This is a genomic window from Herbaspirillum sp. YR522, from assembly GCF_000282575.1.
Taxonomy (GTDB): domain Bacteria; phylum Pseudomonadota; class Gammaproteobacteria; order Burkholderiales; family Burkholderiaceae_D; genus Herbaspirillum.
The window spans coordinates 129,013-140,625 of sequence record NZ_AKJA01000116.1 but is presented as its reverse complement, the minus strand read 5'-3'; the positions used below and the strand labels follow the sequence as shown (position 1 = coordinate 140,625).

11 protein-coding genes are annotated in these 11,613 nt (G+C 65.6%); 9 read left to right on the top strand and 2 right to left on the bottom strand.

The genetic code is table 11. The features are described 5' to 3' along the window. Positions 1-28 precede the first annotated feature (28 nt). The 7 genes from PMI40_RS16355 (at position 29) to PMI40_RS16325 (ending at position 6,917) form a co-directional block, all read left to right on the top strand. Positions 29-550 (top strand): chorismate lyase, encoded by a 522-nt coding sequence (locus PMI40_RS16355; RefSeq protein ID WP_081496478.1) that lies wholly within the window; start codon positions 29-31, stop codon positions 548-550. Between the two features lie 13 nt (positions 551-563). After that, the gene (locus tag PMI40_RS16350) at positions 564-2,648 is read left to right on the top strand and encodes a ribonuclease catalytic domain-containing protein (RefSeq protein WP_008117489.1); all 2,085 of its coding nucleotides are present in this window, start codon (positions 564-566) and stop codon (positions 2,646-2,648) included. A gap of 73 nt (positions 2,649-2,721) precedes the next feature. Beyond that, on the top strand, positions 2,722-3,603 hold the full coding sequence (locus tag PMI40_RS16345; protein WP_157221578.1) for a TonB C-terminal domain-containing protein: 882 nt from the start codon (positions 2,722-2,724) through the stop codon (positions 3,601-3,603). Positions 3,604-3,660: 57 nt separating this feature from the next. After that, a complete protein-coding gene (gene aroE / locus PMI40_RS16340; RefSeq protein WP_008117487.1) occupies positions 3,661-4,476 on the top strand; it encodes a shikimate dehydrogenase in 816 nt (271 codons plus the stop codon). A gap of 11 nt (positions 4,477-4,487) precedes the next feature. Then, the gene (gene mtgA / locus PMI40_RS16335; RefSeq protein ID WP_008117486.1) at positions 4,488-5,186 is read left to right on the top strand and encodes a monofunctional biosynthetic peptidoglycan transglycosylase; all 699 of its coding nucleotides are present in this window, start codon (positions 4,488-4,490) and stop codon (positions 5,184-5,186) included. A 160-nt stretch (positions 5,187-5,346) separates the two neighbouring features. Then, positions 5,347-6,312 carry a magnesium/cobalt transporter CorA gene (gene corA / locus PMI40_RS16330; protein WP_008117484.1) on the top strand — a complete coding sequence of 322 codons (966 nt, stop codon included), beginning with the start codon at positions 5,347-5,349 and terminating at the stop codon, positions 6,310-6,312. A gap of 137 nt (positions 6,313-6,449) precedes the next feature. Then, positions 6,450-6,917, top strand: a complete 468-nt coding sequence (locus PMI40_RS16325) for a glycine zipper 2TM domain-containing protein (protein WP_008117482.1) — start codon at positions 6,450-6,452, stop codon at positions 6,915-6,917. Between the two features lie 16 nt (positions 6,918-6,933). Here the strand turns inward: PMI40_RS16325 and PMI40_RS16320 are convergent, their stop codons facing one another. Together PMI40_RS16320 and PMI40_RS16315 are read right to left on the bottom strand one after the other, a co-directional pair. Beyond that, positions 6,934-8,073 carry an anhydro-N-acetylmuramic acid kinase gene (locus PMI40_RS16320; RefSeq protein ID WP_008117480.1) on the bottom strand — a complete coding sequence of 380 codons (1,140 nt, stop codon included), beginning with the start codon at positions 8,071-8,073 and terminating at the stop codon, positions 6,934-6,936. 70 nt (positions 8,074-8,143) lie between these two features. Further along, on the bottom strand, positions 8,144-9,535 hold the full coding sequence (locus PMI40_RS16315) for a M23 family metallopeptidase (RefSeq protein ID WP_008117478.1): 1,392 nt from the start codon (positions 9,533-9,535) through the stop codon (positions 8,144-8,146). 247 nt (positions 9,536-9,782) lie between these two features. Here PMI40_RS16315 and tyrS point away from each other — a divergent pair, with 247 nt between their 5' ends. Together tyrS and dtd are read left to right on the top strand one after the other, a co-directional pair. Continuing rightward, on the top strand, positions 9,783-11,042 hold the full coding sequence (gene tyrS / locus PMI40_RS16310) for a tyrosine--tRNA ligase (RefSeq protein WP_008117477.1): 1,260 nt from the start codon (positions 9,783-9,785) through the stop codon (positions 11,040-11,042). Positions 11,043-11,051: 9 nt separating this feature from the next. After that, positions 11,052-11,522 (top strand): D-aminoacyl-tRNA deacylase, encoded by a 471-nt coding sequence (gene dtd, locus PMI40_RS16305; RefSeq protein WP_008117476.1) that lies wholly within the window; start codon positions 11,052-11,054, stop codon positions 11,520-11,522. Positions 11,523-11,613: the final 91 nt, after the last annotated feature.

The following is an 11,613-nucleotide window of genomic DNA, read 5'->3' as shown; positions in this document are numbered from 1 at the left end:
GGCCGGGCAGGGGGGCCATGCGCGTCCCTTGCGCGCCTGGTTGGCCGATACCGGCTCGATGACGCTCAAGCTCAAGGCGCGCAGCGACGATTTCTCGGTGCGCCTGCTGCGCCAGCGGCCAGCTCGCGCATTGGCCGACGAACATGCGATGATTGGGCTGGCGCGCGCCTCGAGGGTGATCGAGCGCGATGTGATCCTGCATTGCGACGGGCGGCCGGTGGTATTCGGACATACGGTCATTGCCACCACCTCGGTCAAGACCGACTGGCCGTTCTTCAGCCGGCTGGGCAATACGCCGCTGGGGGCCAACCTGTTTTTCGACCCGCTGGTGCGGCGTCATCCGATCCAGTTCGCGCGCCTGGCGTTGAATCACCCGCTGGCGCAGCGAATCGCCCGGGCGCTGCCTGGCCAGGCCATGCCGCCGGCCCTGTACGCCCGCCGCTCGCTGTTTCGCCGCCGCCGTGGCGTGATGATGGTGACCGACGTTTTCCTTCCGGCCCTGGACGCGCTGATGTGCGCCGAGGACCGTTCCAATCAAGACACTCAGTAACAGATAGCAATCGATGAATTTATTGTTCGAAGAATCCGGTGACTTCAAGGCCGGTTCCATCATGAGCCAGCAGGGCGAGTCGTTCCAGGTCGAGATGGCGTCCGGCAAGCGCAGCAAGGTCAAGTCCAAGGATGCCCTGCTGCATTTTGCCGCGCCGGCGCCGCAAGAACTGCTGCAGCAGGCGCAGGCGATTGCCGACGAGATCGACCTTGATTTCCTGTGGGAAGTGGCCGGCGAGGAAGAATTCGGCTTCACCGACCTGGCCGCCGAGTACTTCGGCCACGCGCCGCTGCCGCCCGAGGCCGCCGGCCTGTTGCTGCGCCTGCATACGGCGCCGGTCTATTTCTACAAGAAGGGCCGCGGGCGCTACAAGGCCGCGCCGCAGGCGTCGCTGCAGGCAGCGTTGGCCGGGCTCGAGAAGAAGAAGCAGCAGTTGCAGGTGCAGGCAGCCTATGTGGATGAACTCAAGGCCGGGCGCATGCCCGAGGCCTTCATGCCGATGGCCCTGCAACTGCTGTTCAAGCCCGACAAGAACGGCATCGAGTACAAGGCGCTGGACGCCGCCGCCAAGGAGCTGCAGACCACGCCGCAGCGACTGATGCTGGCCAATGGCGGCATTGCCTCGCCCAAGCAGTTGCACTACGCGCGCTTCCTGTTCGAGTATTTCCCGCGTGGCATCGGCTTTCCCGCCATCGATATCCCGCAGCCGCCCGAGCTGCCGCTGGCCGAAGTGCAGGCCTTCTCCATCGATGACGTCACCACCACCGAGATCGACGACGCCCTGTCGGTCACCCGCCTGGCCGATGGCAAGCTGCAGGTGGGTATCCACATCGCCGCGCCCGGCCTGGCCGTGCGTCGCGGCGATGCCATCGATGCGATTGCCCGGGCCCGCATGTCGACCGTCTACATGCCTGGCGAGAAGATCACCATGCTGCCGGACGAATTGGTCGCGGCCTACACCCTGGACGCCGGCGCGGCGCGCCCGGCGCTGTCGCTGTACGCCACGCTGGACCCCGCAAGCTGGACCGTGCTCTCCACCGAGACCCGTGCCGAGCGGGTGCCGATCGCCGCCAACCTGCGTCATAACGACCTCGATGAACTGGTGACCGAAGAGGCGCTGGCCAATGGCCACGGCGACTATCCGCACAAGGACGAGATCGCCTTGCTGTGGCAATGGGTGCAGGTGCTGGAGCAGGGGCGCATGGCCAAGCGCGAGAGCTTCGGCCTGCGGCCCGAACAGAACAACCGGGTGGACTTCAACTTCTATGTCGAGGATGACGTGGTCAGCATCGTGCGCCGCAAGCGCGGCGCGCCGCTCGACAAGATCGTGGCCGAGCTGATGATCTTCGCCAACAGTACCTGGGGCAAGCTGATGTCGGACCACGGCGTGCCCGGCATCTATCGCGCCCAGGGCGGCGGTGCCGGCGGCTGGGCGGCCAAGATGCAGGTGCGCATGGTGACCCACGCGGCCCCGCACCAGGGCCTGGGGGTCGACCAGTATGCGTGGAGCACTTCGCCGCTGCGCCGCTATACCGACCTGGTCAACCAGTGGCAGATCCTGGCCTGTGTCGAACATGGCGTGGCCGCGCCGCTGGTGGCCACCTTCAAGCCGCGCGACGCCGACCTGTTCGCCATCGTCTCGGCCTTCGACGCGGCCTATTCGGGCTATGCCGAGTTCCAGTCCGGCATGGAGCGCTACTGGTGCCTGCGCTGGCTGGCCCAGCACAATGCGCGTGCGGTCGACGCCGTGGTGCTCAAGGACGAATTGCTGCGCCTGGTCGAGATTCCGCTGGTGCTGCGCATGCCGGGCTTGCCGCAACTGGCGCGCGGGCTGCAGGTGCGGCTCGACATATTGCGCTGGGACGAGGTCGACCTGACGGTCGAGGCGCGGCTGCTGGAAGTGCCGGCCGCCGCAGCCCAGGCGCTGGATGTCGACCTGGGTGACGACGACGAGTTGCTCGAGGGCATGTCGGAGGCGGCGCAAGGCGAGCCGGGCGACCAGCCAGAGCTGCAGGCGGCCCAGATCGACGCTGGGCAGCCGCCGTCGGCCAGCGACGATGGTGCCGGCGAGAACCCGACCACCGATGCCAGGCAATGAAGCCTGCTTGGCGTAGAATCGCTGCTTTGATCATGGCCGGCGGCGCCGGCCTCTTGTCCTTTTCGTGCTCGCCGTGAACCTGTTTTCGCAACACCGCCTGCTGAGCCTGGCGCTTGGCATCTCGCTGCTGGTGCACGGCCTGTTGCTGGCCGTGCACTTCGCCGCGCCCGATGCCTTTCGCCTCAAGCCCACCGATCCCGAACTGGAAGTGATCCTGGTCAACGCCAGGCACGACACCAAGCCGGTCAACGCCGAGGCCCTGGCGCAGGCCAACCTGGATGGCGGCGGCAATGTCGATCGCGGTCGCGCCAAGTCGCCGCTGCCCGACATGCGCCGGGTCGAGACCGGCGACAGCGTCAAGGCCCAGCAGCGGCGGGTGGCCGAACTCGAGGAGCAGCAGCGCAAGATGCTGGCGCAGATGCACCAGTCGCAGCAGCACGTGGCCAGCGCCGACGAGCACAAACCGAAGGACGCGCCGCAGTTGAACGCGCGCGACATGCTCGACACCGCCCGCGCCATGGCGCGCATGGAGGCCGAGGTCGCCAAGAGCGTCGAGGAATACAACAAGCGGCCCAGGAAGACCCAGATCACCCCCAGCACGCGCGAAGTCGGCTATGCCCAGTACTACAAGACCTTGCAGGACAAGATCGAGAAGGTCGGCACGCTCAATTTTCCGACCAGGGATGGCCAGAAGCTGTATGGTGAGCTGCTGCTGGTGATCCCGGTGTTCCAGGACGGCACCATCTACGAACGCGATGGCGGGGTCATGGTGCGCACCAGTTCCGGTAACGCCGCGCTGGACCAGGCGGCGGTGGCGATCGTGCGGCGCTCGGCGCCGTTCGGCCGCTTTCCGGACAACATGCGCAGCAGCGGCCGCGATGATGTGTGGGAAATCGTCACCCGCTTCCGCTTCACCCGCGACCAGGTCCTGCAGACCCAGCTCGGCGCAAGCTGAACGCAGGCGGCAACAATGACAACAACACAGGCAGCAGGCCCAACCAGGGGGAGCACCATGGATGCATATGTCGTCATCGGCAATCCGATTGCCCACAGCAAGTCGCCCGAGATCCACGCCTGTTTCGCACGCCAGTGCGAGCAGCAACTGAGCTACGAGCGCCTGCTGGCGCCGGTGCATGGCTTCAAGGCCAGCGTGCAGGTGTTCATGCGCCAGGGCGGGCGCGGCGCCAATGTCACGGTGCCGTTCAAGCTCGATGCGCATGACCTGGCCGATACCCTGTCCGAGCGCGCGCGACTGGCCGGCGCGGTCAATACGCTCAAGTTCGAATACGGCCGCATCCATGGCGACAATACCGATGGCGCCGGCCTGGTGACCGATATCACGGTCAATGCCGGCCTGGCCCTGGAGGGCCGCCGCATCCTGCTGCTGGGGGCCGGCGGTGCCGCCCGTGGCGCCTTGCTGCCGCTGCTCGGGCAGCGGCCTTGCGAACTGGTGATCGTCAATCGGACCCGGGCCCGCGCGGACGAACTGGTGGCGCGATTTCGCGAATACGGACCCTTGCGCAGCGCCTCGCTGGAGCAGGTCGAAGGCGTGTTCGACCTGGTGGTCAACGCCACCTCGTCCAGTCTCAACGATGATCTGCCGCCGCTGCCGCCATCGGTGTTCGGCGCCCAGACGCTGGCCTACGACATGATGTATGGCCGCCAGCCCACGGTATTCATGCAGTTCGCGCAACAGCACGGGGCGACCGTGCGCGATGGCCTGGGCATGCTGGTCGAACAGGCGGCAGAGGCGTTCCTGCTGTGGCGCGGCGTGCGTCCCGACACGGCCGAGGTGTTCGACCTGCTGCGCCGGCAGCTGGGTCAGTGAGGACTGGCGTCATGCGCAAGCTGCTGCTGTGGATCGTCCTGTTGCCGGTACTGCTGGTGCTGTTGCTGCAGGCCTATTTCTTCGTCCAGATCTGGTGGTGGGTCGACCATAATCCCGGCTCGACCAGCTTCATGCGCCAGCAGCTGTCGCTGCTGCGCGAAAAGGATCCGAATGCCCAGTTGCAATTCACCTGGGTGCCCTACAACCGCATTTCCAACAACCTCAAGCGCGCCATCATCGCCTCGGAAGACTCCAATTTCTCCGAGCACGACGGGGTCGACTGGGAAGCCCTGCAAAAGGCCTACGAAAAGAACGAGAAGAAGGGGCGGGTGGTGGCCGGCGGGTCGACCATCACCCAGCAGCTGGCCAAGAACCTGTTCCTGTCGGGCGAGCGCAGCTACCTGCGCAAGGCCCAGGAATTCGTCATCACCTACATGCTCGAGACGCTGATGGACAAGCAGCGCATCTTCGAGATCTACCTCAACGTGGTCGAGTGGGGCAATGGCGTGTTCGGTGCCGAGGCCGCAGCCAGGCACTACTACCGTACCACCGCCGCCGGCCTGGGGGCCGAGCAGGCCGCGCGCCTGGCGGTGATGTTGCCGCGCCCGCGTTTCTACGACAAGAATCGTGGCTCGGGCTACCTGGCCGCGCGCACCGGGCTGATCCTGCGGCGCATGAATGCGGCCACCCTGCCCGCGGCCCACAACTGAGCGGCAGGGCGCTTGATGACCGCCGCATGACAGGGACGTGTGGCGCTTGCCTGGTGCAATCGATGAACGTACACTTGCGCTCGTTCCGGCGGCGCCATCCCGTGGCGCGCCAATGCGCCTGCGCGCAGCCCTATCCACGCGTTCCAGCCAGTGAGCCTCCATGATTAATGTATTCGTGCTGCAAAACGGTCGCTTGAGCCAGGTCAACATCGACAGTCGCTCCGATCTCGAACAGGCCACGCCGGTATGGGTCGACCTGACCGAACCGACCGACGACGAGCGCGCCTGGGTCAAGAGCATCTATGGCGTGACCCTGCCGGACGAAGACGAATTCAGCGACATCGAGGCGTCGGCCCGCTACTTCGAGGCCGAGAACGGCGACCTGCACCTGCGCACCGACTTCCTGTTCGAGGGCGATGACGATGTCTCGTCGACCATGACGGTGGCCTTCATCCTGGCGCGCAATATCCTGTTCTCGGTGCACGCCGAGGACATGCCGGTGTTTCGCCTGGTGCGCATGCGGGCCCGGTCGCGGCCCGGCTCCATCGGCGACTTCCGCGACGTGCTGCTGGACCTGTACGAAACCGACGCCGAGTACTCGGCCGACGCGCTCGAAGGCATCTACCAGAAGCTCGAGGCGGTCAGCGCCAGCGTGCTCAAGAAAAGCCTGTCCGACCAGGACGCGGCCGATGTCCTCAACACCATCGCCCATGAGGAAGACCTGAACGGCCGCATCCGTCGCAACATGATGGACACCCGGCGCGCGGTGAGCTTCCTGATGCGGGGCCGGCTGTTGAACGCCGAGCAGTTCGAGGACGCGCGCCAGATCCTGCGCGACATCGAATCGCTGGACGGCCATACCGCTTTCCTGTTCGACAAGATCAACTTCCTGATGGACGCCACGGTCGGCTTCATCAACATCAACCAGAACAAGATCATCAAGATCTTCTCGGTGGCCTCGGTGGCGTTCCTGCCGCCCACGCTCATTGCCAGCATCTATGGCATGAACTTCGACTGGATGCCCGAGTTGAAGTGGGCCGGCGGCTACCCGATGGCCATCGTCATGATGATCGCCTCGGCCATCGCCCCGTTCTGGTACTTCCGTCGGCGCGGCTGGCTCAACTAGCAGGGGAGGAGGCGGCCTGTCTGCCGACGGCGACGTCTCAGCTTGTCCGACAAGATATCGGGGGCTTTTCCGATTTCGCGCCACCGGCCTACCGATGAGAATGCTTCCATCCGTATCTACCTCTACAGGAGACCAGCATGAGCATTCGCCATCATTACGTATCCCTGGCTGTCGTCAGCCTCAGTTTTGCCGGCATCCTGGTCGGTTGCGCCAGCCCGCAACAGCCGTATGGCGCCGCGCCGCAATCGCAGTCCTACGACCGGGTCGCATCCTATAGCGGCACCGGTGTGGTCGAGGCCATTGAAGTTACCCACAAGGAAAGCAACGGCGTGGCCGGTACCGTCATCGGCGGTGTCGCCGGCGGCCTGTTGGGCAGCGCGGTCGGTGGCGGTACCGGGCAAGTGGTCGCCACCGTGGCCGGCGCTGCCGGTGGTGCCTATGCCGGTAACAAGATCCAGCGCAACAACGCCGACCAGAAGCAGGTCTACAACATCCGCGTGCGCATGAGCGATGGGTCGCTGCAGAATTTCGCGCAGGAAGACAATACCGATTTCCGGGTCGGTGACCGGGTTCGCCTGGATAACGGCCGCATCTCGCGCTATTGAGAGCGGATCGGCCTGCCTAGGCCGGATACAGGGCGCCCAGCACCCTCGGTGCGCGCGCTCCCGTGACGGCCGGCAGGTTGCCCGGCAACCTGAGTTCGAAGCGGCGCGCCAGCCAGGCGAACGCCAGGGCCTCGACCTGGTTGGGCGCCACGCCCAGCACGGCGGTGGACTCCACGCTGACGCCCGCTCCCAGCGCCTGTTGCAACAGGCGCATCAAGAAGCCGTTTTCGGCGCCCCCTCCACAGACATAGACCTTTTCGGTGCCCGCTGCGTGGGTGGTGATCGCCTGCGCAATGCTGCCGGCGGTCAGCGCTGCCAGCGTGGCCTGCACATCGGCTGGCGCCAGCGGTTCGCCGGTGCGCGCCAGCGCTGCGTGTAGCCAGTCGAGGTGGAACAGGTCACGTCCCGAACTCTTCGGCGGCGGCAGCCGGAAGAACGGCTCGTCATGCAATTGCGCCAGCAGGCCGGCGTGCACCCGCCCGCTGGCACCCCAGTGGCCATTGGCGTCATAGTTGCGGCCGTGATGCAGCTTGATCCAGGCGTCCATGAGCACATTGCCCGGGCCGGTATCGAAGCCCGAGGTGGCGTCTGCGGTGCGCGCCGGCAAGATGCTGATATTGGAGATGCCGCCGATATTGACCACTACCCGCTGCTGGTCGGGGCTGCCGAAGACGGCGCGATGGAAGGCCGGCACCAGCGGGGCGCCCTGGCCACCGGCGGCGATATCGCGGCTGCGAAAGTCGGCCACCACATCGATGTCGCACAGTTCGGCCAGCAGCGCCGGGTTGTTGGTCTGGCGGGTAAAGCCCAGTTCGGGCCGATGGCGGATGGTCTGGCCGTGTACCCCCACCGAGCCGATCTCGACGGCGTCGAGCGCGCCCTGCGCCAGCAGTTGCCGCACGCAATCGGCGTAGTGCACGGCCAGCGCATTGGCGGCCTGGGCCTCGCGTTCGATTTCATTGGGGCCGGCCGCCTGCAAGGCCATCAGGTCCGCGCGCAGGGATTCGGGAAAGGGCACATAGGCCGCTGCCAGCGTGGCCTCGATGCGGTCGCCGTCGGCGCCGAAGCGTGCCAGCACGCCGTCGACGCCATCCAGGCTGGTGCCCGACATCAGGCCGATATGAAGAAGGGACTTGGGCGGAGTGGCAACTGGCATGGCGCGGCAGGAAAAGAAAAAGGGCGGTCGCCGATTCTACAGCGACCGCCCCTGGACCGGTGCGACAGGATCAGCGCGACGCCAGCTTCACGTCCGGTGCGCCCGGTACCCGCAGCATCGCCATGCGGTGCTGCATGTCTGCGGCGACCGCACGGAAACGCTGCATCTGCGGACCGGTCAGCGCCTGGTTGTTGGGCACCTCGACCGACAACGGATTGCGCGGCTGGTTGTTGACGCGGAACTCGTAATGCAGGTGCGGGCCGGTGGCCCAGCCGGTCATGCCGACAAAACCGATCACGTCGTTCTGGCCGACCTTCATGCCCTTCTTGATCCCGCTGGCGAACCGGCTCATGTGGCCGTAGGCGGTCGAATACCCGCTCCAGTGCTTGATCACCACGATGTTGCCGTAGCCATTCTGCTGCCCGACGAAGTCGACCACGCCATCGGCAGCGGCATGGATCGGGGTGCCGGTGGGGGCGGCGAAGTCGACCCCGGTGTGCTGTTTCCATTGGCCCAGGATCGGGTGCAGGCGCATCGAGAAGCCTGACGAGATACGGGTGAAGGCCAGCGGCGACTTCAGGAAGGCCTTCTTCAGCGACTTGCCATCGAACGCGTAGTAGCCACCGCCGGTCTTGTTGCCCGGTTCGTTGAACCAGACCGCCTGGTAGCGGTTGCCGGCATTGTCGAACTCGCCGGCCAGCACGCGGCCGGTACGCACCATGTCGCCGTTCTGCCAGAAGGTCTCGTAGACCACGTTGAAACGGTCGCCGCGGCGCAGGTCGGAGGCGAAGTTGATGTTGGTGGCGAACATGTCCACCAGCTGCATCGCCACGCCGTCCGGCACCTGCGCCACGTCGGTGGCGGCAAACAGGGACGAGAAGATGATGCCCGAGCGCATCTCGACGCGCCGTTCCAGCACTGCCGGGGCGGCGTCGGCCTTGAAGTTGTCGCCGTCGCGGGCAATGACCAGGTTGCGCAGGTTGTCGCTGCCGTCGTCCAGGGTCGCCGTCAGGCGCACCAGCTCGCCGTTCTCGTCGGTCTGCGCCACCACGCGCTTGCCGGCGCGCAATTGCATCACCGAGCGTGCCAGGGTGTCGGACTTGATGAAGCTGGCCGCCTGTTCGTCGTCCACGCCGAGCCGGTTGAGCAGGGTGGCCAGGGTATCGCCGCTGCGCACCTTTTCCTCGTTGACGTAGTACTGGGCATTGTCTTCGAGGGTGCCGATCTGCTGGGCCAGGTCGGGTAGCGGCAGCTCGACCGAGATCGGGTTGACCGGGGCATCCTTGAGGTCGGGCTCAGCAGGCGAGAAACCGGCCGCGCCCAGCGTGAAGGCACCCAGGAACAGGGCGCCGGCGCCGACGATGCGGGTCTTGGCGGAAGTGTTGGCGATTCGGTGATGGCAGGACTGCAGAACAGACAGGCATCGGGACGTGACGCGCGTTAATTTATCTTGTGGGAACATGCAATACGTTAAAATCTGACGTTTTCTGTCCTGGACCGGCCGCGCTCACTGCACACGCTGCGATACTGTCCCCCCGCAGCGCTACTGGCGAAAGATCCCGAACATGGTGAATGCACTTCCTGCCGACCGGGCATTCTGAGGCCGCATGTTGGCCCGTGACGGGCGCTCAGCAGAAAAACGAAAGTCAGAATTATAGCAATACGATTTTCCAGTCAGTCCTACAAAAGCCAATTTTTTAGTTATATCGATGAACCAGGATCAATCCAACTCCCCCAATGCCGCGGCCCGTCCCGCTGCCCTGCCACTGAGCGACCGTGTCAACGAGGCCCTGGCCATCGCCAGGCGCGGCGTCGACGAGTTGCTCATCGAGAGCGAGTTTGCCCAGAAACTGGCGCGTTCCGAGCACAGCGGGCAGCCCCTGCGCATCAAGCTGGGCCTGGATCCGACCGCGCCCGACCTGCACCTGGGGCACACCGTGGTGCTCAACAAGATGCGCCAGCTGCAGGACCTGGGCCACCAGGTGATCTTCCTCATCGGCGACTTCACCTCGATGATCGGCGACCCGTCCGGGCGCAATGCCACCCGCCCGCCGCTGACGCGCGAGCAGATCGAGATCAACGCCAAGACCTACTTCGCCCAGGCCAGCCTGGTGCTGGACCCGGCCCGTACCGAGATCCGCTACAACTCGGAATGGTGCGACAAGCTCGGCAGTCGCGGCATGATCCAGCTGGCGTCGCGCTACACGGTGGCGCGCATGATGGAGCGCGACGACTTCACCAAGCGCTTCCGTGACGGCACGCCCATCTCGGTGCATGAATTCCTGTACCCGCTGATGCAGGGCTACGACTCGGTCGAGCTCAAGGCCGACCTCGAACTGGGCGGTACCGACCAGAAATTCAACCTGCTGGTCGGTCGCGAGTTGCAGAAGGACTGGGGCCAGGAGCCGCAGTGCATCCTCACCATGCCGTTGCTGGAAGGGCTGGACGGGGTCGAGAAGATGTCCAAGTCCAAGGGCAACTACATCGGCATCACCGAGCCGGCCAACAACATGTTCGGCAAGGTCATGAGCATCTCCGACACCATGATGTGGCGCTATTTCGACTTGCTGTCGTTCCGCTCGATCGCCGAGATCGCCGGCTTCAAGGCCGAGGTCGAGGCCGGGCGCAACCCGCGCGACCTGAAGGTGGCATTGGCGCAGGAGATCGTGACCCGCTTCCATTCGCAGCAGGCCGCCGACGATGCGCTGGCCGACTTCGTCAATCGTTCCAAGGGCGGCATCCCGGACGACATCCCGGCCATCAGCCTGGCCGGCGCGCCATTGGGCATCGGCCAGTTGCTCAAGCAGGCCAACCTGTGCGCCTCGAGCTCGGAGGCCTTGCGCATGGTCGAGCAGGGCGGCGTGCGCATCGACGGCGCGGTGGTCAGCGACAAGGGCCTGAAAGTCGACGCCGGCCAGTTCGTGTTGCAGGTCGGCAAGCGCAAGTTCGCGCGCGTCACGCTGGCCTGAGGCTTACCGATGATTGCACTGCTGCAACGGGTCAGCCAGGCCGCCGTGGTGGTGGAGGGCGAGCGCATCGGCGCCATCGATGCCGGCCTGATGGTGCTGGTATGCGCCGAACGGCACGACACCCCGCTCGAGGCCGACGCCCTGCTGGCCAAGTTGCTGGCCTATCGCGTCTTCGCCGACGACAGCGGCCGCATGAACCGCAGCGTGGTCGATGTGCAGGGCGCGCTGCTGCTGGTGCCGCAGTTCACGCTGGCGGCCGACACCAACTCGGGTACGCGCCCCTCGTTTACGCCGGCCGCGGCGCCCGAGGCGGGTTTGCAGCTGTTCGCCCATTTCGTGGCCCAGGCGCGCCAGCGCCTGGGTGCCGCCCGCGTCGGCAGTGGCCGCTTCGGCGCCGACATGAAGGTTTCGCTCATCAATGACGGTCCCGTGACCCTGTGGCTGCAGGTGCCGCCGAAAGTGCCGGCGGCGACCCATTGAAGCCGGCCGCCATCGGCCCCATCTGGGAGCGATGCATCTGGTAACTTACGGATGAGCTGGTTTTCCGACGGATCACACTGTTGAAGGAGAT

Bases quoted from the DNA above. Each gene is read 5' to 3' on its own strand.
- PMI40_RS16320 (WP_008117480.1), bottom strand. From the start codon at position 8,073: ATGCCAGTTGCCACTCCGCCCAAGTCCCTTCTTCATATCGGCCTGATG.
- dtd (WP_008117476.1), top strand. From the start codon at position 11,052: ATGATTGCACTGCTGCAACGGGTCAGCCAGGCCGCCGTGGTGGTGGAG.
- PMI40_RS16325 (WP_008117482.1), top strand. From the start codon at position 6,450: ATGAGCATTCGCCATCATTACGTATCCCTGGCTGTCGTCAGCCTCAGT.
- tyrS (WP_008117477.1), top strand. From the start codon at position 9,783: ATGAACCAGGATCAATCCAACTCCCCCAATGCCGCGGCCCGTCCCGCT.
- aroE (WP_008117487.1), top strand. From the start codon at position 3,661: ATGGATGCATATGTCGTCATCGGCAATCCGATTGCCCACAGCAAGTCG.
- corA (WP_008117484.1), top strand. From the start codon at position 5,347: ATGATTAATGTATTCGTGCTGCAAAACGGTCGCTTGAGCCAGGTCAAC.
- PMI40_RS16350 (WP_008117489.1), top strand. From the start codon at position 564: ATGAATTTATTGTTCGAAGAATCCGGTGACTTCAAGGCCGGTTCCATC.
- mtgA (WP_008117486.1), top strand. From the start codon at position 4,488: ATGCGCAAGCTGCTGCTGTGGATCGTCCTGTTGCCGGTACTGCTGGTG.
- PMI40_RS16315 (WP_008117478.1), bottom strand. From the start codon at position 9,535: ATGTTCCCACAAGATAAATTAACGCGCGTCACGTCCCGATGCCTGTCT.